We start from the raw sequence: 26,987 nt of genomic DNA, 5'->3' as shown, positions 1-26,987 counted from the left end.
CGACTTTCGATATAATATCGGCCATGAATTCAACCGCTTCCGCTCCTTCTTCCAATGCACCTTCCTACTCGGCTCTGGCCGAGGAGAATGCCGTGTTGCGGGAGCAGTTGGGAGCCCAGGCAGAAGCGATTCGTCAGCTGACGCATCAACTGGACTGGTTCAAAAAGCAGCTGTTCGGTCCCAAATCCGAGAAGCAGGTGTTCGATCTTCCCGGGCAGGACAGCTTGTTCCAGCCAGAGGAAGCGCCGCTACCGGCGCCGCCTGCTGACGAAGAAGAACGCCCCATCAAGGCCTATCAGCGTGGCACCGGCAAGAAGCAGCGCGACGATGGCTGCCTGAACGACACCGGTCTGCGCTTTACCTCTGATGTGCCGGTGGAAGTCATAGAGTATCTGCCGCCAGAGCTGACAGGGCCGGAGGCCGATCAGTACGAAGTAATCGGCAGTAAGACCACCTACCGGCTGGCCCAGCGGGCCTCCAGTTACGTGGTGCTGAAGGTGGAGCGCCCGGTGTTCCGGCGCAAGGGGAGTGACAAGCCCATCACCACGCCGGCCCCGTTCAACGTGCTGGACAACAGCCTGGCCGATGTCAGTCTGCTGGCCGGGTTGCTGGTGGACAAGTTCCAGTTCCACCTGCCGCTGTACCGTCAGCACCAGCGCATCCAGCAAGCCGGTATCACAATCAGCCGCAGCACCCTGACCAATCTGGTCAAGCGCGTGATCGACCTGCTTCGGCCCATTGTGGATGCCCAGACCGACAACGTGCTGCGCAGTCGGGTGCTGGCCATGGATGAAACGCCGATCAAGGCCGGTCACCAGGGTCGGGCGGGCCCGCAAAAAGGCAAGTTGAAATCCGGCTGGTTCTGGCCGTTATACGGCGATGCCGACGAGGTGGTGTTCACCTACTCGAACAGCCGTGGGCGTGCCCACATCGAAGCCATCCTCAGCGAATCGTTCAACGGCACGCTGATCAGTGACGGCTACGCGGCCTATGCCCGCTACGCTGCTGCCCAAGAGAACGTCACCCACGCCCAGTGCTGGGTGCATAGCCGCCGTTATTTTATCGAGGCGCAGAAGGATCACCCGGAAACCGTCACCGAGGCCCTGCAACGAATCGCAGCGCTGTACCGGAATGAAGAAACCATCAGAACCCACGGGCTGACTGGCGAGAAGAAACGTCAGTACCGGTTGGAACACTCGAAACCGGTCGTTAGCGGCTTCTTCCAGTGGTGCCGGGATCAGTTGGCGTCAGGCGGCCTGGTGCCGAGCGATCCACTGACCAAAGCTCTGAACTACGTGCTCAGCCGGGAAGCCAGCCTGAGCGTATTCCTGGAAAACCCAGACGTGCAGCCAGACACCAACCACCTCGAGCGGGCACTACGCCCCATTCCCATGGGCAAGAAAAACTGGATGTTCTGCTGGACTGAATTGGGGGCGGAACACCTGGGCATCATCCAGAGTCTGATCAGCACCTGCAAGCTGCACAATATTACCCCCTACACTTACCTGGTGGACGTGCTGCAACGCATCAGCCAGCATCCGGCCAGTGACGTCAGCGACCTGACGCCTCGTCTCTGGAAAACCCGGTTCGCCGAGAATCCGCTACGGGCGCTGATCGATCCACGCCATCCTGACCGACAGAACAAACAGCCGGAGGCCACCGTTCATGCGCATTGACGACATGAGCATCGACCAGTTGCTGGAACTGAATCAATACATCTGCCGGCGAATTGATGAACTGCGTGACCGGGAGAACCTCCAGGCGCTGAGCCAGTTGCGGGTGGGCCTGAAAGTGACCTTCGAGAGCCGGGAAGGCCCCGTGCTGGGGATTGTCACCAAGATCAACCGCAAGAGCGTGATCGTGCTGGATGAGGATGGCAGGAAGCAGTACAAGGTCTCGCCGGAGTTATTGAGACCTCTCCGGGACGTGAAGTAGGTCAACTACGTCTTGGAATGAACGCTTACGAAGGCTGGTGGACCAGCCTGGACGAGGCGCCGGAGGCGGTGATCAAACGCTACCAGGCGCATGCCACCCACGAGCAATTCCACAGTGAGATCAAGACCGATCTCGACCTGGAGCGGCTGCCGTCGGGCAAGTTCGCCACCAACGATCTGATCCTGCACCTCGCCCAGCTGGCCTACAACATCCTGCGGCTGATGGGGCAGCTGGGCATGACCGGCGAGCTGAGCCCGGTGCGCCATCCCGCCAAGCGGCGCCGGATCCGCACCGTGCTACAAGAGCTGGTGCATCGTGCGGCGCTCGTGGTTCAAAAGGCGCGGCAGATCATCCTCGACTTCGGGCAGGACATCGGACGCATGACGGTGTTGAACACCCTGCGAAGCCGCCTGCGCTATCCGCGAGGCACGCCATGCTGATCGTCTGTCGGACAAAGGCACCACGCAGAGGGCTGACGGTCACCGGCAGCCAGCATCACCGTACCCGGCGGGTAGCAATGCATGAGCAAACGGGTTATCGTCGCCGGCCGATGCCGCTATGGTTGGCCATGGCAGAGATGCATTCGGCGGTTGAGACGGAATCGGAGGTCAAAAAATGCTCGCTGACGGCGATAGGGAAAGTGTCGACGCCGGCATCACGGATTCAGGGAGGAGAAAAACACGATGCGGATGGCAAGGGCATCACTAGGCCTTCTTTTGGTCGCATTGATCAGCGGCTGTGGCGACCAGACGGTGGAGGGTCGCTGGTATACGCAAACACAGGTCGAGCGCGGGAAAACCGTCTTTTCTGAGAACTGCGCAAGCTGTCATGGCGGCAATGCCCAAGGCACCTTCAATTGGAAAAGTCCCCTGCAGGATGGCTCTTATCCTCCGCCGCCCCTCAACGGCTCCGCTCATGCCTGGCACCATCCATTCGACATGCTGATGCATACCATCAATAAGGGCGGCGCCCCCATAGGGGGTCAAATGCCGGCTTTCGAAGACGAACTCTCCAAGGACGACAAAAAAGCCGCCATCGCCTACTTCCAGAGCAAATGGGACCAGCGGATCTACGATGCATGGCTCGACAGGGGTGGGCTCTAGCCTCTCCGTACAATCGGCCTACAAACGGAGGGCAGTGGCTGATGGCCTCGGCTCAACCTTGACGCTCGTCAAACTGCTGGTCAGCACTTTCAGTTTATATTCAGGCATATTGTATATACTAAGAATGTCTGGCTATAAAGCCAGCCAATGCAAAGGAGAGTGTTATGAAAAAGGTAACTATTCAGGTGGCTGCGGATGGGATATCGCCAACCAGCTGATTTTTCTGGCATAGTGCACAGCATCATTCGGCACACCTATGCGGTGATATGACCATCAGCGATATCAACGTCGACGAGGCCCTGGAGCGGGTCCGGCAGCAGCTCAAGGAAGACCAGACGGTCTCGCCGTCGCTGCGTGCCGCCATCGATGTGCTGATGCTGCTGGTCAAGCTCATGGCCGATCGCCTGGCCACCAGTAGCCGCAACAGCAGCAAGCCACCGTCCCAGGATCCCAATCGCCAGCGCCGCTCGCGCGCCAAGGGCGAGCGGCGCCCCGGCGGACAGCCAGGGCATGAGGGTAAGACGTTGGCGCCGGTGACGGACCCCGACGAGGTGGTCAAGCTCCGTGTCGATCGTCGGCAACTCCCCAAGGGGCGTTCTTACCGCCCGGTCGGCGTCGAAACGCGCCAAGTGCAGGACATCGTAATCCAGGCCGTGGTCACCGAATATCAGGCTGAGGTCCTCGAAGATGATCAGGGGCAACGCTACGTGGCGCCATTCCCCGAGGGCGTGACTCGCCCCATCCAGTATGGCCCTCGCCTCAAGGCGCATGTCGTCTATCTCTCCCAGTATCAGCTGTTGCCCTATGCGCGTATCCGCGAGTTGCTCACCTCGCAGTGCGGCCTGTCGCTGAGCACCGGCACCCTGTTCGCCTTCAACCAGGAGGCCTACCAGCGGGCCGAGGCGTTCGCCGAGTGGGTGATCCCGGCGCTACGTGAAGCAGCCACCGTCCATGCCGATGAAACCGGAATGCAGGTCGGTGGCAAACGCTACTGGCTACACAGCGCCTCCAACGAGGCCCTGACCTGGTTGGCCCCGCACCCCAAGCGCGGCCAGGAAGCGATGGACGCCATCGGCGTATTGCCCTTCGTGCGTGGCGTGCTGGTGCATGATCACTGGAAGCCCTACTACCGCTATCCGGATTGCCGGCACGCGCTCTGTAATGCGCACCACCTTCGGGAGCTGACAGCGGCCTGGGAGAACGATGGCCAGGCATGGGCCAAGGCCTTGCATGACCTGTTGTTGGAGATGCATCGCGCCGTGGAGGTGGCCGACGGCTGCCTCTCGGCCGATGAGACCCGAGCCTGGCGGCAGCGCTATCGAGATTGCCTGGCGAAAGGGGACGCCGAGTGCCCCCCGCCGGTGAAACCGCCACCTGGAACGCGAGGCCGGGCCAAGCGCACCAAGTCGCGCAACCTCCTGGAACGCCTCCAGGCGTACGAGGACGACGTGTTGCGCTTCCTTGACGACCCTGCCGCTCCCTTCACCAACAACCAGGGGGAACGCGATCTGCGAATGACCAAGGTCCAGCAGAAAATCTCGGGCTGTTTCCGCTCCTGGGAGGGTGCTGAGATCTTCTGCCGCATGCGTAGCTTTCTCTCGACCGCCGTCAAGCAAGGGGTAGCGGCGCATACCGCACTGGAGCAACTGTTTGCGGGGGAGGTGCCAGCCTTCATGCAGCAAGAAGCCCCGACTCAGCCAACCGGTGCTGAATAGTTACTCAATATTTACACCGTGGCCATAATGGAAAGCGTGCCCTAAATAGTGCATCCCCCTAGGGTCACCTGCGTAGGCAGCCATAGCGCTATAGTAGAAATACTGGGTATCCGGATTAAGTGGTAGATGGAGCCCCCTTGCTCCTTCGAATACAAGAAGACCGACAGCTTCTTCGGCACGTGCTTCTACACCCTGGACGTGTCGGGTGAGCGCCCACTGATCACAAGAAAAGTCGTGCAGTTAAATAACGACTATATCCATCAAGTCATCGACGTATATCACGTGTGACCTGAGGGGAGAGGAGAATTAACCATGAGTTATACCATTGCCCTCAACTTTGAGGACGGCGTTACCCGCTTTATTGGCTGTAAAGAGGGGGAGACTGTTCTCGACGCCGCTTACCGGCAAAAAGTTAACCTACCGATGGACTGCTCTGACGGTGTATGTGGCACCTGCAAAGGCCACTGCGAACAGGGCGAATTCGACATGGGTGACGAGTATCTGGAAGATGCGCTTTCCGATGAGGAAGCGGCTGAAGGCCAGGTGCTCACGTGCCAGATGGTGCCTTCTTCGGATTGCGTTATTCAAGTGCCAGTGGCATCCACGCTGTGTAAAACACAGGTGGGCAAGGTTGAGAGCACGGTAGCAGCAGTTGAGCAACTTTCCGAAGATAGTATTGAGCTAGTCGTTGATTTGGATGATGCCGAGGGCCTCGCCTTTCTGCCGGGGCAGTACATTCATATTGATGTGCCCGGCACGGAAGTGCACCGCTCCTACTCTTTCAGCTCCTTGCCGGGGGATAAGCGCGCCACCTTCTTAATTCGCAACATCCCCAACGGGGCAATGAGCGGCTACTTAACCGAGCGCGCGGCGGTGGGAGAAAAGCTTACGCTGACTGGCCCGCTGGGCAGCTTCTACCTGCGAGAAGTGAAGCGCCCGGTGCTTATGCTTGCTGGCGGCACGGGTCTGGCTCCGTTTCTCTCCATGTTAGCGCAATTGGTCGAAAAGGGCTGTGATGCACCGATTCATATGATTTACGGCGTCAATAAAGATGACCACCTGGTCAAAACGGATGCGCTAGATGCCTTCGTAGAAAAAATTCCTAGCTTTACCTACGCCACCGTAGTGGTCGACGAGGCTAGCGAGCATTCGCGTAAAGGTTACGTGACGCACCACATGGACGCCGAGGTAATGCATGACGGCGATGTGGACGTTTACCTGTGTGGCCCACCCCCGATGGTAGATGCCGTGCTGAAGTACTTCGACGCTGAAGGCATCAAGCCTCAGAGCTTCCACTATGAGAAGTTCACCCCCAATGAAGCAGGGAGCGCATCATGACACACCGCTTTCATGACAAAGTAATGGTGATTACCGGCGCTGCGCAAGGAATTGGGCAGCGGGTGGCTGAGCGTGCCGCCGCTGAAGGCGCCCGCTTGGTATTGGTAGATCGCGCTGACCAAATCCATGAGGTTGTCGCTGAAATAAGCAAGCAAGGAAGTGACGTGATTGCGGTACAAGCCGACCTGGAAACATGGGAAGGCGCTGAGCAAGCGATTCAGGTGGCGCTCGCTCACTTTGGCCGTATCGATATTCTGGTTAACAACGTAGGCGGCGCGATTAATTTCAAGCCGTTTACCGAGTTTACCGAGTCGCAAATTGCGGCAGAGATCAACCGTTCTCTAATGCCTACGCTTTGGTGCTGCCGTGCGGTACTGCCGACCATGGTAGCGCAGGGTAGCGGCGTGATCGTCAATGTCTCTTCAGTGGCGGCGCGGGGCATCCACCGGATCCCTTACTCGGCGGCCAAGGGGGGGGTCAATGCGCTGACCGAGTCGCTGGCCTTCGAATACGCTGATGCTGGGATCCGCGTGGCGGCTGCTGCCATCGGGGGCACGGAAGCACCGCCGCGCCGGATTTCCCGCGGCACGCCCGAGCCCCGCAACGATACCGAACGGGCCTGGTTCCAGGCGCATATCGACCAAACCAAGCAGAGCTGCCTGATGAAACGCTACGGCACGCTCGACGAGATGGCCGCGCCGATTCTGTTCCTGGCCTCCGATGAGGCGAGCTACATCACCGGCAGCGTGCTGCCAGTGGGCGGAGGCGACCAGGGCTATTAGTAAATTACCTAAGGCAACGCTAAAGAAGTATCAACGATAACGCTAAGTACAGTAATTCCCTGGAGCAAACCGTGAAACATATTGAGAAAGGCGTCAGCCTAAGGCATGCGCCCCGCGATTTCCTGCGCGACCTCAATGCTGAAAATGCCAGTACAGGTTTAGTCGCGGGAATCTTAGGGCTCAGTGTTGGAGTAGTCCACATTAGCGCCGGTACCTCTGCCGGCCTGGACTCCTCCTTCATCATGATTTGGGTGATCAGCTACCTGATGATCAACGGCCTGTTTGGACTATTCATGCCAGCCTATTACCGATTGCCGTTGCCAATGGCTAACTCCATCCCCGGTGCATTAATGTTCGCAGCGGTTATCCCTGTAATCGGCTTAGAGGCTGCATTAGGTGCAAGTTTGATTGCGGGGGCTATTACGCTAGTTGCTGGCGTGACCGGGGTGATGGGTATCGTTATGCGTTTGATACCGATGCCAATAGTGATGGGCATGGTGGGCGGTATGCTACTTAGCTTTGGCCTCAACATGGTTAAGCCGTTGGAGAGCGCTATCGTGCCAGCCTCTATCATGATCCTGGCTTTTTTCCTCTCTGCTCGCCTCTTACGTAAGGTTCCGCCTCTGGTTGTGGCGATGCTGGCGGGCATTTTGTACCTGATAGCGACTGGCGTGGATCTGTCCGGTATAGAAGCAACCGTTCGTTTCCCTGAGTTCATCATGCCTGAGTTTACTCTTGGAGCTTTTCTGACCTACGGCCTGCCACTCGCTATTATTCTAGTCGGAATGGAAACACCGGCGGGTGTCGGCCTAGTGAAGGGAATGGGTTACAAAGAAGTGCCCGCTAATGGAATCACTGCGGTGGGCGGCGTCGGCACCATGGTGTCGGCTTTTTTCAACCTGCACAGTACTTGTATAGCCGCACCCATGACCGGTGTCTGCGCCTCCCCGGAAGCTGGCGTTCATGACAAACGTTGGGTGGCGGCGGTGATTGCTGGGGCTATCTTTGTGCTTGCCGCGCCTTTCTACGGCTATGTCGTCAGTCTGCTGGAGGCTACGCCGCGCTACTTTATCGCCATTATCGCCGGGCTGGCACTTATGCGGGTCATTACCTCCTCGATGGCTATCGCCTTTGCAGGCAAGAAACATGAAATAGGCGCGTTGTTTGCTTTTTTAATTGCTGCATCCGGCATTCAGATTCTCGGCATCGGCGCCACGTTTTGGGCGTTGGTATTAGGCGTGGTCGTTTCAGCAATCTTCGAAACCAAGGACTTCGAGTTTATTTTCACCCGTGAGGTAGCTAAAAAGAGCGGCTGATCTCATACAACTCCTGCAACTTTATAGTGGTTATCCTCCTTGGCCCGTGTCTGCTTTTGCAGTGCGGGTCTTTTTTGTCCCATTTGACGTTTGACAGTCCCTTTATCCTTTTGTCGCAAGTTGAAATTAATTGTTACTCCTTTTGAGTGGGTCAGATGAGAGCTATGTCTCACAAACGCCACTATATCGGTTTAAAGCTTAAGTGAATGAGGAGTCAAACTGAATGTTATTAGCAGGCTTAGTAGTATTGTTTGATAGTTTTTCTTTTAAAATAAAAGGTTAGCTATTTTTTGCTGATTCGAATTAGGTTGTGAATATTCTACATAACTTTCATCTGAGATACCTATCAAGTATGGAAGGGAACTCAAACGATATTGGTCGGGAAGTCACGGCATGATCGATATTAGTGGCGAACATAACAACAACTGTCGTCTTTAGGCCCTTGATAGGCGTACTTGCTCTCCAAAACGTACTACTACTATCGCCGGGCGCCAAGACAACAAGAAAACCAACGATAGGGTTTCATCATGACCGTGAAGATATTCGATACCCCCGAAGTGCAAGACTTTGTCAAAACCGTTGCTGGCTTTGATCAGGCAGGCGGCAATGACCGAAGCGTCTCGCCTAGCCATTCGTCCTTATTCGGCGATTGCCATGCCCGCGCCCTTGCCATCAAAGCAAGGGCGTTTTTATTTGTCTTAACGCTGGGTTAATGCCCATCCGCCATGCTGATGGGTAATAAATGGGAAACCGCTATGCACGTCTTGTTGATTGAAGATGACCCGCTGGTTGCTTCGGGTATTCGCGCTGGATTAATGACCTTCGACTTTGTGGTCGATCACGTCTCCACGGGGACCGCTGCCCGTCAGGCGATGCGAACGGTGGCCAGTGATGTGGTCATTCTTGATCGCGGATTGCCCGATGGCGATGGTCTTCAATTGCTGGCCGAGTGGCGCGAGCAGGGCAACGACGTTCCCGTGCTGGTGTTAACCGCAAGGGATGCGGTGCGTGACCGAGTGGATGGACTGCAGGGCGGCGCCGACGACTATCTGGTGAAACCTTTCGATTTAGATGAGTTGGTAGCGCGTTTACACGCCTTGTTACGCCGAGTAGCAGGGCGCAGCAGCGGCCTGATTGCCCATGGCGCACTCTGCTTAGATCCAACGGCTAGGGAGGTCTACGTCGATGAACAGCTGATTATGCTGTCTCGCCGGGAGCTGGTGCTGCTTGAAACCTTCCTGCAATCGCCACGCAGCGTCCTGTCAGCCGACCAGCTTAAAGATAGCCTTTACGGTATGAACGACGATGTTGAGAGCAATGCGCTGAATGTGCATATCCACCACCTGCGCCGCAAGTTGGGCAGCGGCGTGATTGAAACAGTGCGCGGGCTTGGCTATCGGTTGGGCAAACCCGAGGCGGTACATGTGGCTGGTACGCCCTACAAGGGGCAGCTATGAGTTTACGCGCGCGCTTGCTGCTGACTCTGGGATTAACGCTGGCACTGCTCTGGGGTGTGGCGGCGGCGTGGCTGATGCGCGACCTGGAAGAGAAGTTTGTGGAAACCCTGGATCAGCGCTTAGCGCAGTCGGCAAGAATGGTGGCCGGGTTAGTCCTGCAGCTGCCGTTTGACGTATGGGAGGATGCCGAGCATCCAGTGCTGTCTATTCCGCCCATTGAGGGGCTGGCCTGCCAAGTGCACTCGCCCCAAGGCGAAATCATGGCGCGCACCCATGCCGACATGGACGCTATTCTCGCCCCGGGAGAGGGCGGCCACACTTATCGCCAGGCAGGCGACGTGACCTGGCGGGTATTTACCTACGAGCGCGGTGGCATCGTGATTACCACCGCTGATCGTATGGATGAGCGCGATATGCTGCTCGGCGGCGTTATACGCATGACCGTGGTGCCCTTTATCGTAGCGCTGGTAGGCAGCATGTTTGCGCTTTGGCTGGGGGTTTGGCGTGGCTTAGCACCGCTAACACGGCTGCGCGAATCGCTGGCCAATCGCCACCCCGATGCACTGGCTCCGGTCGCCACCTACGGCCTACCCAAAGAGATACGGCCACTGATTGAAACCCTTAATGCGCTCTTGGCGCGCGTACAGCAAACCATTATCCGTGAGCAGCGCTTTACAAACGATGCCGCCCACGAACTGCGCACACCGCTTACCGCGATCAAAACCCACCTGCAAGTGGCTCGCCGGGTCGAAGGTCCGGCCGCAATAACATCGCTCAACTATGCTGAAGAGGGAGTGGTGCGGTTGAGCTCAACCCTTGACCAACTGCTCACGCTGGCTCGCGTAGAGGGGCGTGTGCGCTTTGATGATGGTGAGGCTAGTCGCGTCGCAGATGTGGCCGAACACGCCCTGGCGGATAGCCAGCACAACAAATCAGCCCGCTTTGTAGTGTCGCCCCATTGGCCCGATGTCGCCCTTGCGATGCCCCGCGAATTGGCTATCACCGCGCTGCGTAATTTGCTCAATAACGCTATTAACCATGGGCCCGCCGATGCCCCCGTTAACTTTGATGCGCAGTGGGAGCCAGGGGAGCGCCATCTTACCTTTAGCGTTAGCGACCAAGGCCCAGGTGTTGATGGCGCGACGCTTGAACAATTAACTCAACGATTCTGGCGCGCCAGTAAACAGCAAGGCAGTGGACTGGGGTTAGCCATTGTGGCTGCTATCGCCGAACGTTTTGGTGGCGAAGTGACGTTTGTCAGCCCTGCTGGAGGTGGTTTTACCGCCCGTCTGGTGGTGCCAGTGGCGGGTAGTTAACAACGATAACGCAAGGGAGAAACCGAGATGAATAAAAAATACTTAAGCAGGTTTGGCCTGCTGATAGGGATTAGCTTAGTCACTGGAGGCGCGCTGGCGCAGCAGGGTGACGCGGAGCGAGGCCAGGCTGCAGCGGCTACCTGCACAGCCTGTCATCAGGCCGATGGCAGCGGTATGAATGTGCCCAATGGTGAGTCATGGCCGCGCTTAGCGGGGCTGAATGCGGACTATATCGCTAAGCAGTTGCACGACTTTAAAGCCGGGCAGCGTCAAAATGCGACCATGATGACGTTTGCCAATATGCTCGACGATCAGCAAATAGCCGATGTTGCCGAATACTATAGCCAAATGCCGGTAACGCCGGGGCAAGGCGGCGATGAGGCCGACGAAGCGCTGCTGGCGCGGGGTCAACAGCTTGCCGAACGCGGCGATTGGAACGCCTACATTGTTTCCTGCCAAAGCTGCCACGGGCCCGGTGGTACGGGCGTTGGCAGCACCTTCCCAGGTGTCGCCAGCCAGCATGCTGGCTATATCAGCGCTCAGTTGAGGGCGTGGAAAAACGAGACACGCATCAACGACCCACAGAATCTCATGGGGGCCATTGCCAAACGCATGAGCGATAACGACATTCAGGCGGTGTCTGCCTGGTATGCCATGCAACCCGGTTCAGAAGAACAGGAGACAGCACAATGACCATCTGTCGTCGCTCCCTCGTCATAACCCTGACCGGCTGCTCGCTGGCGTTCGGTACCGTTTATACAGCCACGGTTTTTGCCCAGCCAGAAGAGCGTCCAGACGCTGCGCTGAATATGCTGGTACACGAGCCCCCCACCATGGAAGACCTTGAGAATTCCGAACTTCATCCGGAGCTGAAGAAAGTCATCCGCTATGGGCATGATCTATTCACCAATACGCAGCAGTTGCGTGGTGAGAACGTGTTCAATGATATGAACTGCTCTAGCTGTCATTTGGGCGAAGGGCGGGTGCCGTTCAGTGCGCCAGTGTGGGCCGCGGCTATCACGCTGCCGGATTTTCGTGGTAAGAATCAGCATGTGAATAACCTGGAAGAACGTATCGCAGGTTGCTTTGCTTATTCCATGAATGGTGCGCCACCGGAGTATGGCAGCGATGAAATGCTGGCGCTGAGCGCCTACCATCAATGGCTGGCCACCGGTGCGCCGATGTATCCAGACAAACCGATCTATGGGCGTGGCTTCCCCGCACCGGATGAGCCAGCTGAAGAGCCCGACTATGCTAGGGGCGAAGCGGCTTACCAGGAAAACTGTTCGATTTGCCACCAAAAGGATGGATCGGGCCACTATGAAAACGGCGAATACGTATTTCCAGCCCCTTGGGGCGACGGCTCTAATAATTGGGGTGCGGGAATCGCGCGAGTAGAAACCATGGCGGGCTTCATTTACCAAAATATGCCGCTTGGTCAGCCGCGGTCGCTCAGCGATCAAGATGCCTGGGATATTGCTTACTATATAAACAGCCAAGAGCGCCCCCAGGACCCCCGCTACACGGGCGATGTCGCCGAGACAGCCGAGCGTTTTGGCCCGACCTTCCATAACCGCTCACTGTACGGGCAAACCCGCGAACACGACGGCCATGTACTCGGTGATCACGACAACTTCGGGGAGAAGGGCGACCTTAAACCCTGGAACGTCGGGATGCCGAGGTTTGAAAACCTTTCCGAGGAGTAATACCGTCACGAAATGTGATTATGAGGAACTTTCATTTTTTGTCATTGAGAGGAGTCCTCTTTATGTCATTGCGAGGAACTTGCGACGAAGCAATCTTTGGCGGCGGTGGCAGATTAACCCCGAGATTGCTAGCCTGAGTGCGGTACTGGCTGAGGTACTATGAGAAATCCAGGCTAGCACTCTGTTTCAACAATTTTTTTTCTTTTCACCGACCTAGCAAGCAACAGTAGCTCATTCTCCTCGAACGTTTTTTAAGATTTTGCCAAGCGACAATATCATTGTCATCAGCCACTGCCTTGTCACACTGATGAAGCAGCTCATCGAGCGTATAGCTGGATGACTTAAGGCTTCCCGCTCATTCTCATGGCCAAAAGCAACAACATCTACCTCACTGGTAACGTTGCCTCGCAATGATCTAGGAGCATTACAAGAAACCCGTAACCTTGGCAGCCTGAGCTAGGTATACAACCGGATTAGAAATTAGTGACTCCATCAGGTTAAGCAACTGATTGAGCCCACCTCAGGGTTTTAGGCGACTCTGAGTAATATCTAACCGACGACCAACTGTCAACGCTGCTGGTTTCACAAGCCTGCTAACGAGCTAAATAAGTTTTCGAGCTGAAAAGTTCTGGAAGCGCTCCAATGGGTTCAACAAACAGCAATTAAGCGTGAATAACGTTCGATTTTAGAATGAATAGCTAATTCTCTAGTTATAAAACTCTGAGAACGCTTGTTGATTTACGTTGAATAACCATGATTAGGCCGATTGAGTAAAGTTTATCTTGGGCTATGCTTAGAAAATACAAAGTGAGGAAGGTGGGGACGCGGATGCGTGTGATGCTGCAATGTCTGCTGAGCGGTTGTCTCTTTTTGACAACAACGCTGTTGGCTTCCGCCGATCCTGTCCTGGTACAGGCCGAGGAGGTAGGCCAGGGCGTTCTTCGGGTACGCAGTGGTGAGTGCTTTGCCATCGTGCCGGAGCATGTGATTGGCTTCGGCCTGGGGCTCAAAGTGATGTCTGCGGATCGTGTCTGGGCGCAGGCGTCGCTTGAGACGACTTTCGGCGACGACATCGCGGTGATTCGTGTGGCCTCGCAAGGCAAGATTACTTGCGGTACGGGCTGGCCGATAATCGATAACCTCGATGCTACTCTGACCGAGGCCGTTTCACACAGCCGCCAGGGTTCGATTCTACGGGTGCGTGAGACGGGCGGCATAGTTTCTTATCCTGTGTTCTTTACTGGGTTAGATGATCGTCATGTAGAGGTGAAGACGGTTGATCAGGGCGACGAAGCCTTCAAGGGAGTCAGTGGTTCGCAGCTACTGTTGGACGGCATGCCGGTCGGCATGGTGCTTACGACCGATGATGGCGTGGTAAGGGCCTATCGACATGATGCCCTCAGCCATCTTCTGGCTCGCTTCTTCCAGACTTCCGGTCCGAGTCAGCTACCGCCATCCCACCTGCCTGTGGAACCCCATGGCGGGGCGGCCATTATCACGGCACGTACGGCCATCCGCGAGGAGCCTAGCCAGTGGTCCCCCGTGGTGCGTTGGCTGAGCGTGGGTCAGAGCGTCGAAATAACCGGAAAGGTGACAGGGCTGCCATGGTGGCAAACCCGTGAAGGCTATGTGCGAGTGCGCAACACCACCGCGCGCTGACAACAACAATCAAACCTGCGGGAGAGGTTCTTATGAAACATGTTCGCGCTTACTGGGTAGGCCTAGTCTTAGCATTAGCCAGTACCCCCTTGATGGCGTTAGATCTTGCCAGCCTTGAGGCGGCCCAGGAGCGGGCTGGCATTATTGATCGAGTGCGCAATCTGCTTGCCGACGACAGTGCCTCGGTGCGAATGGCAGTGTTCGAAGAGGTGATGAAGGGTGAGGATTCACTACTGCGCAACATGGCCATGGAGACGGCACTGAGTAGCGATGATGAGCGGCTGCAGACCGCAGGGCTGCGTCAGCTGATTAACAGCCGAGACTTCTTGGTCGTCGAAATCGTCGAGCCAACTCAGGCTAGTCAAGCCCAAGCTTATACTTACAACTTATACCGTGAGCTCATCCTTACCGAGTTGAAGATAAATACTGCTACTGACGAGATTACTGGAAGCTTCCGAACGGCTTCCGTGAGAAATAACAACTTTGTGGGCCAGCTGACTCGCGGAGGATTACGAATTGAACTGAAAAGCCACACTCGCAATAGCACTCCTCAATACAGTTGTGCACTAGCATTAAATGAGCTTTCCGGTGTTGAGTTAGCCGGCGTGCTGAACTGTGCCATAGGAAGTCCGCACATGGGGGAGGATTTTGCTGACGGTAAGAGTGCCAGCTTGCCAGCCCGGATCCGTTTGTCATGAATGCGTGGTGGGGAATAGGGATAAGTCTGCTGCTCAATAGCCTGGCGTATGCCCAGCCGCTTCCCGAGCGGGAGGTAACAGCCCGTATGGTGGATGAGGGATTCTCTTCCACCGTACCAATATCGGGAAGGCCGCTCGCGGGGGCCATGTTCGAGCACCGCGGCAAACCCAATGGTAAGGAACTTTTTGTCTGGGTGCCGCAGGGTATGGATATCGAGAATGCTGAGCTGTGCCTGTCCTTGTTGGCAAGAGATGGGCGTTACACTGGGCTATTGAGGGCGCCCTTAGTAGCAGGCGAGACGCCTTTTCTGCTTCACGTAACATTCGAAAGCCGAGAGCCGGCCTTCTATGCTGAGGATCGTTCGGATGTGCTGACAGCACTGGCCGAAGTCAAACAGAATTGTGCCCCCGGGCACCCGGCTCAGCATATTCTGCCTGTTTCCTGGGAGCGGCCAGAGGAAGCCCAAAAATTGGCCGTCATGATTAACAGCAGCCGTATGCAAACCTTTCTTGTCGTTCCTTACGAGGGCAAGGCACCGCAAGCCATTGAATGCGATATTATACCTGATCCTCAGCGTATTGCCTTCGACCGACAATGCTTGGTCGATATTAGTGAGCTTCGTGAACACGGTGAACCGCAATTCGGCCAGACTGAGCTGGTTCGTCTTAGGGGCCCTAACCGCGCCCCACCAGTCCCCTTCCCGTTAGCGCCATGAAACGACCTAGACGACTCTCCTCCGTTAATCGCTTGATTGCTGCCTTGGCGGTGATATGGCACTCAAGAACACGGTACTTAGGCCGCCAAGCCGCTGGATTGGTTCTTACTTTTGTACTACTTCCCGGCGTGATCTATCTGCTGGCCGAGGCGCTACGCAAGCCCAGCACTTTCCATATCGCCGCAGACACGGAAATACTGGATATGGTCACGACGGGGGTTAGTGCTACACGGTGGTACATCGAGCAGGGGGACGTCATGCAGGGCGCTGCGGATCCCCTGGGAGAAAGTCCCATTGAGTCTTATGCATTCAGCGGCCTAGTGGAGATTGGCCCTAGGGCGAATGTGCGAATGGTGCGCTACGGCAGCGATCCGTTGCAGGTCACGCTGCAGGAGTATGAACCTGGGGGGTTAGAAACTCCTGGATCATTGTTCGAAGCGCAAAATAGCGCCCCGCAAGGAGAGGAGAAAGAATTTTCTCGTGTGATTCCAGTAATCACACTGGAAAACGTGTTGTCCGAAAATGCGACCTGGCATTGGGCAAATTCCGCTTCCCTCGAAGTTCGCATTGAAGAGCTTCCCTTCAGTGGCAGCTTACTGGCAGTCGGTGCCATTGGTAGCGAGACTTATGCGGCCACCATGGGCGAGCCACCTCCAGTCTTACGAGCAGGCCGTGTGGTAGTGATGGAGAAACGGTTGCTCTCGGATCTCCGCTACCCCGTGATGGAACTTGAACTGCAACTAGGTGATGAAGTATGGGTAATGAATGCCGAAGGCCATCCAGCCGATACGGCCTGCGTATTCTCTGTGGCGGGGCTAAATACTTCGGGTATTGAAGTTGCTTGCCACGCCACCGGCAAGACGTTGAAGGTTAGTCGATTCGGTGGGCATCTTGTGGAAATGGAGCCGGGGCCATGGGACATAATCCTTGCTGAACCTACACTCCAGGCAATGCTACCGCTGCTCTTCTCGATGATTTACGTGGCACTGCAATGGATACTAGGATTTATTTTCCCTCGCCAAAAACCTCGTTCCAATGAAACGTTGGAACATTAATAGGCGGCGTTCAGCAACCTGCTGATCAGTGAGAAATACCTATGGGAATGGCGCATTTAGCGTTGATGCGATCCCATCAGCAGCAAAAACGTCTGATTTCTGAGCTGGAGAATGCTCGGCGTAAAATGGCTAACCTGGCCGCAACTGATGCACTCACCGGGCTGCTCAATCGTAGGGCATTCGAGCGACGGCTGCGCAGTACCTTGGCGTTAATTAAACGCGGTGACAGGCCAGCGGCACTACTGATGATCGATATCGACAACTTTAAGCAAATTAACGATACCCATGGGCACCCCATGGGCGATAAGGTGATTAAGCGGTTTGCGCAACGCTGCCTTTCGATTGTACGTCAAGCGGATGTTCTAGCCCGCTGGGGTGGTGAAGAGTTTATATTGTTAATGCCTAGCACCACTGCAGGCGAGGCGCATCAAGCTGCTAAACGTTTACGTCAGTTATTAGCCGAAAAGCCAATGTTAGCCGATATAACCGAACCGCTCTATGTAACGGCAAGTATAGGGATTTGTGCGTTGGGCGATACCAGCGATCTGCAAGAACGGTTACGCGTAGTCGACCAATTACTCTATCAAGCAAAGGAACAGGGAAGGGATTGCATTGTGCTAGAGGATCCATTATCTGCCCCTGAGCGTGCCTAAGAAAACCCGCAACTCGTTTTTTAGACATATTAAGGCGAGAGGTCGCCAGACTCTAGCAAAAAGCTAACCCCCGAAGCGACTCGCTGGCAATTTGTTTCACCACGAAGTGCATAGATACTCGCTAGCTCGCGTTTCAGTCGTTTAAGGTGTTGGGTATCTTAACGAACGGCTGGAAATCGAGTTGACAGAGAGCGTTTTACTCGACGGTGCTGAGCAGGCAATTGATCTGATCAATCAGCTGAAAGCGATGGGCATTAAAGTGACGCTGGATGATTTTGGCACCGGCTTTTCCAGTCTCAGCTACTTGCGTGATCAGCCGATACCCAAGGTTAAGTTTTACTTGGCTTTCATTAAGGACATTACTACCGACACACGTAATGCAGCGAATGAGCAAGGGATCATTATTATGGCGCATCAACTGAGCTTGGTCGTGGTCGCTGAGGGTATTGAAAATCGCGATCAACAGCCGGATCTGGTCCACCGTCAATGTGATCGGCTGTAAGGCTTTCTTTTCCAAATCTTTGCCGAAAGATGGCGTTATTGCCCTACCGGAGTTGCTGTTTAAATTCAAACATGACGTTAGACTACAACAACCCGGTTACGCCCATTGGTCTTGGCTTCGTAAAGAGCCTGATCAGCGCGGGCGTAAAGATGTTCAAACGTAGTGTCGTGATTATCGGAAGAAGCCAACCCCAGGCTCACCGTCACGGCAACGGGCACACCAAGCTCTTGATGCGATAGCGCTGAGACTCGCAGGCGTATTCGTTCAACCACTTCTAGTGCGCCTTTTGCCTCGGTATCAGGCATGAGTACGCAGAATTCTTCACCACCAATGCGAGCAACGACATCGGCCTTTCGAACTTCGTTGATTAATGCGTCGGCAAAGGCGCGGAGTACCTGGTCGCCCGCAGGGTGTCCATAATTGTCATTCACGCGCTTGAAGTGATCAAGATCAAGCAGGGCAACGCTTAAGGGGAGTCCACTGTGCTGGCTCTGCTCGAATAAGAAGTTAGTGAAATTAAGCATGTAACGGCGGTTGCCAAGCCCAGTCAGTTCATCCATCAGGCTGAGTTTGAGTACTTTTTTGTGCTGATAATGCAAGCGAATTAATGCAAGCATCAGGCCACCTACCAAAAGCAGAATTACCAGTATCAAGAGGGCGATGCCTATCGCAAGACGATCCATCGCCACGCGTTGTTTGGCAGCTTCAGAATGTAAGAGGTCACTGAGCCTGCTGTATGCTTGAGCCAGATCGTTTTCAATGGCGAAGCCTTGTTGAAGTAAGTCATCAGGAGGCCCACCCGTTACCATCTTGTCCAGTGCCTGACGTAAGTCCGGCAACCTCTCTGCTACGCCCTGCAAGCGATTTAAAGAAGCTGCAAAATCGGTTGGTCTGAAGCGGATTTTGCTGAGCCCAAAGTTCACACCTTCTATATGTTGCGGAATGCGCCAAAGCAAATTGTCGAAGCGCTCTATCATTTCGCTATCCTGTGGGCGCTCGCGGAATTCATCCAAAGCGGAGTGCAGCAGAACAGTATGCAGCTGCGGGCGTATGACATCAGCCACAAGGGCTGTATAGTTTGATCCCAGATGCTGGCGTACCTGGTATAGGTAAACCCCTGCTGCTATAGCGCAAATACCAGCTAATAGAGTGAACCCAAGGCCTAGTTGCCACCCAAGTGACCGATTAAATTGCAGCTTCATTGTTGTAGGTAGATGTCTTTAATCGACCATATCCATGAGGTCATGCTCACGGTGCCTGCCTCGACGGCTTCAGCATCTTCGGGAATGAGTAGCATCGTAGGGCCGAATTCATTCCGCGTCAGTGAATGGCCGTCCAGTCTCGTGGCGAGAAGATAGCGTTTGGCTGCCCGGTCGGCAGGCGTTATGAAGGTCGTGTAATCATCATGGGCAACGAAACGTAACGTTGCTAAATCCTCGATACCTTCGCCCTCTAGGAAGTCATCCAACCAGACACCCGCAAAACGTCCCTGCGGCCCTTCAAAATGCTGTAGTGATACCTCATACAGAGATGATTTCTCAATCTGAGACCGACTGATTGACTGGCTTTCTTCTGCGGTATGCAGTGTGAAAACAGGTGATTCATCGGTTGATGGTGAAAGGATACTTGACGTCACTTCGGCCGCTTGGCTAGACGCTGCATACAAAAAAGCAGTGAGGGCTACCGTAGTGATGGCTCTTGGTATAGAAGCTAGCATTAGCATGTCCGAAACCCTTCATTATTTTTATTGAAACATACCGTGTCTGTAGCAGAAGCGTCTAGGGCAACGGCTACTTAAATATTTTATAGTCATGGCCGATAATAAATCATACCTTGTAAAATTAATCAGCCACGGATGGGGCACAAATAATAATTGTAAATGGGTGATGCCATGCTGGAAAAGCTGAATAAGATAAATGTGAAATACTCCCTCGCTTTCATACTGGTCGCCTTAGCATTATTGGCAGTTGTGGTCGTCGAAAGCCTACTGGTGCACACCATGCGTGATCGTATGAAGGCATTTAGCGGCTCCTTCAACCCTGCTGTTTCTGCAGTGCTTAACGCTGACCGTGACCTTAATCAAGCCCGGTTGGCTGAGCTTGAATTACTGCGAGCGTCTCCCGACAGTGAAAGGGCCGCTGAACAATATGCAGCTTTTCAGGAAAATGCTCAGCAGGCTTACGATAGGATGCATGACTTTCTAGTATTACTTGATGAGTATCCCCAAGCAATCAATGGCCTTAACGACTTCGAAGCACGCTTTGATAGCTGGAAAGCCGCGTCTCAAAGCGTATTTGATCTACATCAAAGTGGCGACGTTGGCGCCGCTGAAGCCCAAATGGAGCAGGCCTCCTTAGTAACATTTGAGTCCTTAAGGGCGCTTTATAATATTGCGGGCGAAAATGCGGATGAGCGTGGGCTCGCCCTTGAACAGGAAACGTTGGCCGCAGTGGCTGCCCAGCAACGCTGGGTGATGGGGTTCACTGCGTTGGTACTGTTAATCACTCTAGTCATTGCTTTAATGGGTCCTAACCTTATGTCCCGAGCCATTCGACAAGTCAGTAGGCGAATCCGAGATATTACCGAGGGCGGTGGAGATTTGACCGCACGTATAGCTAGTCAGCGGCGAGATGAGATAGGGGAGATGGCTCGCGAATTTGATGCGTTTATTGCCCGTATGGACGAAAGCTTTGGGGCTGTGCGCGACGGTGCACGCAATGTTAACCAAGCGTCGAGCGAGATCGCCTCTGGCAGTGAAGACTTAGCATCAAGAACAGAACAACAAGCCTCTGCATTACAAGAAACGGCTGCCAGTATGGAGGAAATGTCCTCAATTGTGCGTCAGAACAGCGAATCGGCTAACAATGCTGACATGCTTTCAAGCCAAGCTGCCGAAAAAGCCGAAAAAAGTATCCAAGAGGTGCAGCACTCGGTGGCCTTAATGCGCGAACTAGAGGCGAGTTCACGTCAAGTCAGTGAAATCGTCAATGTGATTGACTCTATCGCTTTCCAAACGAACCTTCTTGCACTAAACGCTTCGGTAGAAGCGGCGCGAGCAGGGGAGCATGGCAGAGGCTTTGCCGTAGTGGCTAGTGAGGTGCGTAACTTAGCCGGCCGGACTTCCGGTTCTTCGAAAGAAATTCGTCAAATAATTGAAGAAATTAGCCAACGTATAGAGGGTGGCGCTGAGCAGGCGGTGCGTAGTGGCGAGACTATTCAATCAACGGTAGAAGCAATCCGACAGGTTTCAGGCTTGATGAACGAGATTTCTTTCGCCGTGCGCGAGCAGGAAGCGGGTATACAGCAGGTCGGGGCGGCACTCACACAAATGGATTCTGCGACTCAACAAAACGTCGCACTTGTTTCACAATCTAGTGACTCAGCGGCCTCCCTCCAGCAAGAGGCAAGCCGTCTCAGTAGTTTAGTGGACGCTTTCAAGCTTAGCAGTGAAAGTGGAACCGTTAGATCTGCCTTATTACCGCAGCCACAAAGCGAATCGTGTTAATGCATCCCGCAAGCCAGCTTTAGGCGCCAGGATGAGCCTGAACCATCATTGAATAGGTGGCCAAATACGGCGTAACACAATATTTCTGCTAAACAATGAATAAAACTTTAGGATGAGATGGCTAATAATATTTACCTATGATTACTTTTCTGCCATCTTGAACTTAGTAAGAACCTCGTTTGCCGCGCGCGAATAATAAACAACGGGGGTGAAAACATGGCAAATAAAAGAGCAGAATTTGCCTTTCAGTAGTTGGCGGAAGGCCTAGCCCGGATTTCTCATAGTACCTCAGCAAGTACCGCACCCAGGCCTCGGCCACCTTTCTCTCTCGCATACCAACCAGATAATCCGGATACCCTTCTCTTTGAGCGTGAGGATATATCCCCCCATTGGAGTGCGCTCCATTCGATAGTCATCGAAGCGCTTATTATCATTAAGTTTGGATTGCAGTTTGGCCACTTGCTCAAGGAGTTCCCTGTTCTCTATTTGAGTGGAATTTAGCGTGGATTGAACCTCCATAAGCTGCTGCATGATACCAATAATAGCTGCGTTTGCTCGGGCTTGGTCGTTAACATCTTTAGCTGATTTTGCAAGATCAAACGTTGACTTTATGCTGGTTGCAAGCGCTGTTATGTCAAGCATTTTCATCTCTCCGGGTTGATTAAAATAGCAATGGATCATTATATTTTAAACATAGATTGATTGAAATGATCTTCAAATTAACGTTTGGGTGTAGTAGAATATGGGGTTCATTAATCCTACATGTGAAAATTTGGATGAGCACCCAGGTTTGGCGCTTCGCTTACGAAGAAAATTCTTTGAAATATGTTCTAGAATCGGAAATAGCAACCTTCCCTGGGTTTAACCCTCTTGGTGAAGGAAGGCACAACTCGGTTGAGAGTATAGTTTCTGACATGAAAGTCGGTGCGGTAATAATTCTGGCAAACTTCAATATTATTGATAGTAGCGCCACTGTTAGAGCCGCAGGGAAGGTGAAGGATATAAGAAATGATTCTATATACGTGGAGTGGAAAAAGATAATTCCAAGCCTTAGTCTTCACCCTCACAAAATCGGTGCAAAACAATGGGAGAAAGAAAGCGTATTTCTCATTAACCCCCAAAGGGTGCGTGATTTTAAACTGGATAGACTTATAAAAAAGTGCTTTCCTGTTTCTTTGTGAAAGCGCTTTGATCGATATAACAACAGCCCGGTCTTTCCGGGCTGTTGTTGTTTGATTTTTATTTTATTGGCATGGCTTCGATAGCAATCTTTTCTGATTGCGAATGGTTGGAATATGTGTCCCAGCTAGGGAAATACTCTTCCGATTGATCTCCCCAAACAGACCAACCCTCTCTTGGGCCTCGAGCAAATAGCTCAAGATAAGGACCAGGACTGCATGACTCTACAATGTCGTAAAACTCATCTGGCTTCCGAGAGTGTTCCCTTTTTCTCGTCGCCAAATAATTCACCTGCCGCCTTCCGGGCTGCAAGGTTCTTGCATTTTTCCCTTTAGTGCCGAATAAAACTAGCTCGGTGACGTTGCGGAAGTAGAAGCCTACACCTCGTCCGTCAGAGCCACCATCTTTCCTGATTTTATGCCACACGATATTGCTTTTATACTTAAAGCCCCATGCCTCCATAACTTTGATGCCTTCCGGCAAAAGTGCATTAGGCACCCACAAATAAAGATGGGCCGTGTCCTCTGTAAGCTCAGACACAGGAAGATCCATAATCTGTTTGAGATTCATGGTTCCGTAGCGGCTCAATCTTTTATGCTCAGGAGCCACCTTCCCAGTTCTGTTCTGAAACTGCCAGGGAGGGTCAGCAAGTATCGTGTAAAATCGCTTGCCGCTATGCTTTTCAAGCAATTCCACGCCCGGGTCTGGCGGAATTAAAGTGTCGACCGTTTTATTGCTCATTCTTCATCCCAATCTGTGATTAGCTTCGGGGTTATACCGAATACTAATACTGGACAACCACCATGCCTTCCAGCATTCAATCTATATAGGAGCTTTCCCATCCAGGTTGTACTTGCGCCATATTTAGCTCGCACAGTCTTCCCAACCTCATCCCCAGACTTATCTAGCTGAGGGACTTTTTCAAAAACCGGATTTAATTTTTCGCTACGAGTCAGCATTACGCCCAAACTAACAAGGCCGCACTCATGGAATGCCCTCATAGCGTAAAGATCTCTATCGAAGGTTTGGTCTTTACTATTCCATTCAAGGTCAAATGCTACACGGCCTTTCACGTAGTCTATTTTATGACCATCAATGAAATTTTCTATCCTTCTGGCCTCTTTTTCAGGATGTTTGATTTTTCTAGCTTTTCCATCATCTAGAAAATCTTCACTGTATTCTTGCATTCTAACCAAGAGGTCTCCCTGGATGCGAGCTTCTACCCATCCAGCTGGACGCAATGTTTGCGAGACTTTTTTAGGCATGTCAGATTCATTTCCGCCTGGCATGCCTATATCTCGCTTGCTAATCCTGAAAGCCAATAAAGCCCTCTCTATATCCTTTAGCTCTTCGGGGAACGAGGTAGACAAAATGGCCGCAGCATGCCGATAGCTATATACATCGTACAGCTCCCTTACTTCTTCGCTGATATATTTCTCTATATCAGCCGGAGAATCAGCATTAGCCCCTGGTTTTAGGTCAACATCGCTTGCCGAGGCTTCTGCGGGGCTCAGCGCTTCGACATCCACGCCTTGCTGTCCTGGATCTTGATCCTTTTCCATGTAAAGTATCCGCTGCCATTATCAGCCTCCCGTTTAGGCCGGTGATGGTAAGGCGAGGTTTCCGGCCTTCACCCGGTTGCCTCGCCGACCTTGAATTATTCGCTCACTAGGGACTCTAGCCGCTCCAAGCGCTTTTCCAGAGCGATTGCCAGTTCCAGGGCTTCTTGGCCCAGCTCAGCCAACAATGGGTCGTCAGAGGCTGCTACTGCCTTCAGGTCACTTGATAGCATCGCTGCACACTGAGCTGCCTTTGTGGTGTTTTCCCTATCGACATTCGTAACCATGCTTCTCCCACCCACTGCTAGCTGCCCGCTCATCGAACGGAAGTGACTCTTGCTGCGCTTCCAGCGTTCTCTGTACGTATTCCCGCATGAAGTCCCGTATCAGGACAGAAGCCGGACGATCGTTGGCTTTTGCTGCTCTGATGAACGCCTGCTTTAGCTCTGCATCCACCCGGCAAGTGAAATTCGTTTGCTGCATCACGGCTCCCTCGCTGTGCGCTGCACAGACTATGCACTAACACTGTGGGCGAATCAAGGTGCAACAAGATAGAAAAATGGTCATTTTCTTTACGCTTGCTGACCGCCCCTTCAGGAGCCCCTGGAGGGGCGGTTTTGCGTAAAGAATCCACGCAAACCTTGTCGTGCACACGAAACGGGGCCTTTCTTGCCCCGCAGTACGCGTGATTGGCAGCGCCTTTGGTGGTACGTCACACTGTCCAGCTTCTAACCAAAAGCTGGACAGCCGGTGCCGCCCACGGAGCCCTACCCTATGGCTGCCGTCGCTTCCTCCTGGTGGCGTCCCTGCCCCCAGCCACTGAAAGCTGAACAGTCACTTCCTCGTTGTGCTAACGACGAAGGCTTATCTCGGGTCGTTTCATCACTCGACCATCAGGAGCCGTATGAAATCGCCCTGTCCGGAAAACGATCATTAGGCGGCCAAGCCGGACAGTGTCCGAGAATAGTCTTGTTTAATGGGTTTTCGGACAATAAGATAGGCGGACGGATAAACGGACAAAAAGGCGGTCCATGGCACTGATCGGCTATGCGCGGGTCTCGACGGCGGAGCAGGACTCCGCCTTGCAGACCGATGCGCTTCACAAGGCAGGGTGCGAGCGAATCTTCGATGACATCGTCTCCGGGGCCAAGGCGGAACGCCCTGGCCTGACGGCGGCCCTGGAGTTCCTACGCGACGGGGATGTGCTGGTCGTGTGGCGGCTGGATCGGCTGGGACGGTCATTGCCGCATCTGATCGAGGTAGTCAGCACCTTGGAGGCGCGTGGTGTCGGCTTCCGGTCACTGACCGAAGCCATCGACACCACCACCCCCGGTGGGCGGCTGATCTTCCATGTATTCGGCGCCCTGGGGCAGTTCGAGCGCGACCTGATCCGTGATCGCACCAAGGCGGGGCTGGCCGCTGCCGCCGCCCGGGGGCGCAAAGGGGGACGCAAGCCCGTCGTCACCGACGACAAGCTGAAGCGGGCAAGGGAGCACCTGGCCAATGGGTTGAACGTCCGCGAGGCCGCCGCACGGATCAAGGTCAGCAAGACGGCCCTCTATACCGCCTTGAAGGCCAGCCAGCCCGATGGCCCAGGCCACAGTGCAACCGGCTCCTGACACGCCGTGCGGTCGGCTTCTAAAAATGACACTAGGTCTTCCTGAAAAGGCGGGTTGGCGTAAAGACAACGTGAGTTAGCTGCGTTTCCCCACGCCCATAGCCCAATGAAAATTAGTCCATCAGCAGCTGACTGGCGAGCCCACCTCCCAGTAACAGCAACCCGAACAGCATAAGCGCTAGGAGAAAGGGGCGGATACCGAGCGCCTTGAGCTTCTCCAGTCGTGTCTCAAATCCCAGAGCAGCCATGGCCATGGTTAGGGCGAGCTGGCCAGCCAACACCAGGGCTTGGTGTAATGCCTCGGGTAGATTAACCACGCTGTTGATGCCGACCATCGCGAGAAAGCCGAAGGCAAACCAGGGAATTACCAGCTTGCCGGTAGCGCAGGCGCCATCGCTTGGCTGGCTGCGCATCCACCACTGGCCGACGATCAGCAGGAATGGTACCAGCATCATCACCCGTACGAGCTTGACGATCACGGCGTTCGCGAGCGCTTCGGGACCTACGGCGTTGCCGGCGGCAACCACCTGGGCCACCTCGTGAACGGTGGCGCCAATGTAGATGCCGAAAAGCCCTTCTGACATGCCAGACAGCGGAAAGAAAAGCGGGTAGATCACCATCGCCAGACTGCCGAACAGTACCACCGTGGCCACCGCCATCGACGCTGCGGCAGGCCGCGAGCGTATCGCGGCCTCGGTGGCTAGTATCGCAGCGGCACCGCAGATGGCGCTGCCGACGCTGGTGAGCAGGGTCGTCTCGCGGTCCATGCCGAGTAGCCGCGTGCCGACCTGGTAGCCAATGACCAGCACGCTGCCGATGACCACTAGGTCGAGCAGTAGCACTCGAGGGCCCAAGGCAAGGATCTGTTGTACCGTCAGTGACAACCCGAAAAGCACAATCCCCCCACGCAACAGCCAACGGGTCGCGAACTGGAGCCCTCCCTGCGCCACCCCGGATAGGCGGCAGGCCAGAGGGAGGTTGCCGACCACCAGGCCGAGCAGAAGGGCGAACACCAGCGGACTGATACCGCTTTCGGCGAGCCCAGGAAGGTGCGCCAGGCCGAAACCGCCCAAGGTCAGGATGGTGCAGAGTGTCAGGCCTTGCCACATGACTTTGCTTCCTCTGAGCTTGTATCTGAGGCCAGCCTATGTGGAAATATATCTAAGGGTTATCAA

At 54.3% G+C, this 26,987-nt stretch carries 28 protein-coding genes and 1 pseudogene; 22 read left to right on the top strand and 7 right to left on the bottom strand.

Features of this window, described 5'->3' with window-relative positions; genetic code table 11:
• Window positions 1-23 precede the first annotated feature (23 nt).
• The 19 genes and pseudogenes from tnpC (HALA3H3_RS24800) (at window position 24) to HALA3H3_RS24705 (ending at window position 17,951) form a co-directional block, all read left to right on the top strand.
• Window positions 24-1,676: an IS66 family transposase gene (gene tnpC / locus HALA3H3_RS24800; protein ID WP_022519765.1), complete on the top strand. Its 1,653-nt coding sequence runs from the start codon at window positions 24-26 to the stop codon at window positions 1,674-1,676.
• Window positions 1,666-1,935 (top strand): hypothetical protein, encoded by a 270-nt coding sequence (locus HALA3H3_RS24795; RefSeq protein ID WP_022519664.1) that lies wholly within the window; start codon window positions 1,666-1,668, stop codon window positions 1,933-1,935. Before tnpC (HALA3H3_RS24800) ends, HALA3H3_RS24795 begins: the two co-directional genes overlap by 11 nt.
• A gap of 29 nt (window positions 1,936-1,964) precedes the next feature.
• Window positions 1,965-2,375: pseudogene (locus tag HALA3H3_RS24790) on the top strand (transposase); the annotation flags it as partial.
• 243 nt (window positions 2,376-2,618) lie between these two features.
• Window positions 2,619-3,038, top strand: coding sequence for a c-type cytochrome (locus HALA3H3_RS24785; protein ID WP_022519763.1), 420 nt, complete (start codon window positions 2,619-2,621; stop codon window positions 3,036-3,038).
• Window positions 3,039-3,304: 266 nt separating this feature from the next.
• Window positions 3,305-4,753, top strand: a complete 1,449-nt coding sequence (tnpC, locus tag HALA3H3_RS24775) for an IS66 family transposase (protein ID WP_022519762.1) — start codon at window positions 3,305-3,307, stop codon at window positions 4,751-4,753.
• A 312-nt stretch (window positions 4,754-5,065) separates the two neighbouring features.
• Window positions 5,066-6,091 carry a benzoate 1,2-dioxygenase electron transfer component BenC gene (gene benC, locus HALA3H3_RS24770; protein ID WP_022519761.1) on the top strand — a complete coding sequence of 342 codons (1,026 nt, stop codon included), beginning with the start codon at window positions 5,066-5,068 and terminating at the stop codon, window positions 6,089-6,091.
• The gene (gene benD / locus HALA3H3_RS24765; RefSeq protein ID WP_022519760.1) at window positions 6,088-6,873 is read left to right on the top strand and encodes a benzoate diol dehydrogenase BenD; all 786 of its coding nucleotides are present in this window, start codon (window positions 6,088-6,090) and stop codon (window positions 6,871-6,873) included. The genes benC and benD overlap by 4 nt, the downstream gene beginning before the upstream one ends.
• A 71-nt stretch (window positions 6,874-6,944) precedes the next feature.
• Window positions 6,945-8,189, top strand: coding sequence for a benzoate/H(+) symporter BenE family transporter (locus HALA3H3_RS24760; RefSeq protein WP_022519759.1), 1,245 nt, complete (start codon window positions 6,945-6,947; stop codon window positions 8,187-8,189).
• Between the two features lie 527 nt (window positions 8,190-8,716).
• Window positions 8,717-8,902, top strand: coding sequence for a hypothetical protein (locus HALA3H3_RS24755; protein ID WP_053857102.1), 186 nt, complete (start codon window positions 8,717-8,719; stop codon window positions 8,900-8,902).
• A 42-nt stretch (window positions 8,903-8,944) separates the two neighbouring features.
• Window positions 8,945-9,646 (top strand): response regulator, encoded by a 702-nt coding sequence (locus HALA3H3_RS24750; protein ID WP_022519757.1) that lies wholly within the window; start codon window positions 8,945-8,947, stop codon window positions 9,644-9,646.
• Window positions 9,643-10,962, top strand: coding sequence for an ATP-binding protein (locus tag HALA3H3_RS24745; RefSeq protein ID WP_022519756.1), 1,320 nt, complete (start codon window positions 9,643-9,645; stop codon window positions 10,960-10,962). The genes HALA3H3_RS24750 and HALA3H3_RS24745 overlap by 4 nt, the downstream gene beginning before the upstream one ends.
• A gap of 27 nt (window positions 10,963-10,989) precedes the next feature.
• Window positions 10,990-11,655 carry a c-type cytochrome gene (locus HALA3H3_RS24740; protein WP_022519755.1) on the top strand — a complete coding sequence of 222 codons (666 nt, stop codon included), beginning with the start codon at window positions 10,990-10,992 and terminating at the stop codon, window positions 11,653-11,655.
• Window positions 11,652-12,668, top strand: coding sequence for a c-type cytochrome (locus tag HALA3H3_RS24735; protein ID WP_022519754.1), 1,017 nt, complete (start codon window positions 11,652-11,654; stop codon window positions 12,666-12,668). The genes HALA3H3_RS24740 and HALA3H3_RS24735 overlap by 4 nt, the downstream gene beginning before the upstream one ends.
• 837 nt (window positions 12,669-13,505) lie before the next feature.
• Window positions 13,506-14,327 carry an SH3 domain-containing protein gene (locus tag HALA3H3_RS24730; RefSeq protein ID WP_144410439.1) on the top strand — a complete coding sequence of 274 codons (822 nt, stop codon included), beginning with the start codon at window positions 13,506-13,508 and terminating at the stop codon, window positions 14,325-14,327.
• Between the two features lie 32 nt (window positions 14,328-14,359).
• Window positions 14,360-15,025, top strand: a complete 666-nt coding sequence (locus HALA3H3_RS24725) for a hypothetical protein (RefSeq protein ID WP_022519752.1) — start codon at window positions 14,360-14,362, stop codon at window positions 15,023-15,025.
• Window positions 15,022-15,741: a hypothetical protein gene (locus HALA3H3_RS24720; protein WP_022519751.1), complete on the top strand. Its 720-nt coding sequence runs from the start codon at window positions 15,022-15,024 to the stop codon at window positions 15,739-15,741. The genes HALA3H3_RS24725 and HALA3H3_RS24720 overlap by 4 nt, the downstream gene beginning before the upstream one ends.
• Window positions 15,738-16,796 carry a hypothetical protein gene (locus tag HALA3H3_RS24715; RefSeq protein WP_022519750.1) on the top strand — a complete coding sequence of 353 codons (1,059 nt, stop codon included), beginning with the start codon at window positions 15,738-15,740 and terminating at the stop codon, window positions 16,794-16,796. The genes HALA3H3_RS24720 and HALA3H3_RS24715 overlap by 4 nt, the downstream gene beginning before the upstream one ends.
• 41 nt (window positions 16,797-16,837) lie before the next feature.
• Entirely contained in the window at window positions 16,838-17,449 is a 612-nt protein-coding gene (locus tag HALA3H3_RS24710) for a GGDEF domain-containing protein (RefSeq protein WP_022519749.1), read from the top strand.
• Between the two features lie 181 nt (window positions 17,450-17,630).
• Window positions 17,631-17,951, top strand: a complete 321-nt coding sequence (locus HALA3H3_RS24705) for an EAL domain-containing protein (RefSeq protein ID WP_022519748.1) — start codon at window positions 17,631-17,633, stop codon at window positions 17,949-17,951.
• Between the two features lie 77 nt (window positions 17,952-18,028).
• On the opposite strand, the gene HALA3H3_RS24700 is transcribed toward HALA3H3_RS24705, so the two are convergent.
• Together HALA3H3_RS24700 and HALA3H3_RS24695 are read right to left on the bottom strand one after the other, a co-directional pair.
• Entirely contained in the window at window positions 18,029-18,928 is a 900-nt protein-coding gene (locus tag HALA3H3_RS24700; protein WP_158414252.1) for a diguanylate cyclase, read from the bottom strand.
• A gap of 221 nt (window positions 18,929-19,149) precedes the next feature.
• Window positions 19,150-19,587 carry a hypothetical protein gene (locus tag HALA3H3_RS24695; protein ID WP_144410438.1) on the bottom strand — a complete coding sequence of 146 codons (438 nt, stop codon included), beginning with the start codon at window positions 19,585-19,587 and terminating at the stop codon, window positions 19,150-19,152.
• A gap of 255 nt (window positions 19,588-19,842) precedes the next feature.
• Here HALA3H3_RS24695 and HALA3H3_RS24690 point away from each other — a divergent pair, with 255 nt between their 5' ends.
• Window positions 19,843-21,456 (top strand): methyl-accepting chemotaxis protein, encoded by a 1,614-nt coding sequence (locus HALA3H3_RS24690; protein ID WP_158414251.1) that lies wholly within the window; start codon window positions 19,843-19,845, stop codon window positions 21,454-21,456.
• 288 nt (window positions 21,457-21,744) lie between these two features.
• Here the strand turns inward: HALA3H3_RS24690 and HALA3H3_RS24685 are convergent, their stop codons facing one another.
• Window positions 21,745-22,098 (bottom strand): hypothetical protein, encoded by a 354-nt coding sequence (locus HALA3H3_RS24685; RefSeq protein WP_053857100.1) that lies wholly within the window; start codon window positions 22,096-22,098, stop codon window positions 21,745-21,747.
• Between the two features lie 134 nt (window positions 22,099-22,232).
• On the opposite strand from HALA3H3_RS24685, the gene HALA3H3_RS24680 reads away from it, so the two are divergent.
• Window positions 22,233-22,637, top strand: coding sequence for a hypothetical protein (locus tag HALA3H3_RS24680; protein ID WP_144410437.1), 405 nt, complete (start codon window positions 22,233-22,235; stop codon window positions 22,635-22,637).
• Between the two features lie 58 nt (window positions 22,638-22,695).
• On the opposite strand, the gene HALA3H3_RS24675 is transcribed toward HALA3H3_RS24680, so the two are convergent.
• The 3 genes from HALA3H3_RS24675 to HALA3H3_RS26990 all read right to left on the bottom strand — a co-directional run bounded on the left by HALA3H3_RS24675 (window position 22,696) and on the right by HALA3H3_RS26990 (window position 24,481).
• Window positions 22,696-23,376: an MT-A70 family methyltransferase gene (locus HALA3H3_RS24675; protein ID WP_022519743.1), complete on the bottom strand. Its 681-nt coding sequence runs from the start codon at window positions 23,374-23,376 to the stop codon at window positions 22,696-22,698.
• Window positions 23,373-24,197: a BglII/BstYI family type II restriction endonuclease gene (locus HALA3H3_RS24670; RefSeq protein WP_022519742.1), complete on the bottom strand. Its 825-nt coding sequence runs from the start codon at window positions 24,195-24,197 to the stop codon at window positions 23,373-23,375. The genes HALA3H3_RS24675 and HALA3H3_RS24670 overlap by 4 nt, the downstream gene beginning before the upstream one ends.
• A 95-nt stretch (window positions 24,198-24,292) precedes the next feature.
• On the bottom strand, window positions 24,293-24,481 hold the full coding sequence (locus HALA3H3_RS26990) for a hypothetical protein (protein ID WP_022519741.1): 189 nt from the start codon (window positions 24,479-24,481) through the stop codon (window positions 24,293-24,295).
• Between the two features lie 744 nt (window positions 24,482-25,225).
• Here HALA3H3_RS26990 and HALA3H3_RS24660 point away from each other — a divergent pair.
• The gene (locus HALA3H3_RS24660) at window positions 25,226-25,813 is read left to right on the top strand and encodes a recombinase family protein (protein ID WP_022519740.1); all 588 of its coding nucleotides are present in this window, start codon (window positions 25,226-25,228) and stop codon (window positions 25,811-25,813) included.
• A 112-nt stretch (window positions 25,814-25,925) separates the two neighbouring features.
• Here HALA3H3_RS24660 and HALA3H3_RS24655 read toward each other — a convergent pair whose 3' ends face one another.
• Window positions 25,926-26,921 carry a YeiH family protein gene (locus HALA3H3_RS24655; protein WP_022519739.1) on the bottom strand — a complete coding sequence of 332 codons (996 nt, stop codon included), beginning with the start codon at window positions 26,919-26,921 and terminating at the stop codon, window positions 25,926-25,928.
• Window positions 26,922-26,987 lie beyond the last annotated feature (66 nt).

This window comes from Halomonas sp. A3H3, from assembly GCF_000982975.1.
Lineage (GTDB): Bacteria > Pseudomonadota > Gammaproteobacteria > Pseudomonadales > Halomonadaceae > Vreelandella > Vreelandella titanicae.
The sequence above is the reverse complement of the archived record's forward strand: the minus strand, read 5'-3'. Positions and strand labels throughout refer to the sequence as shown.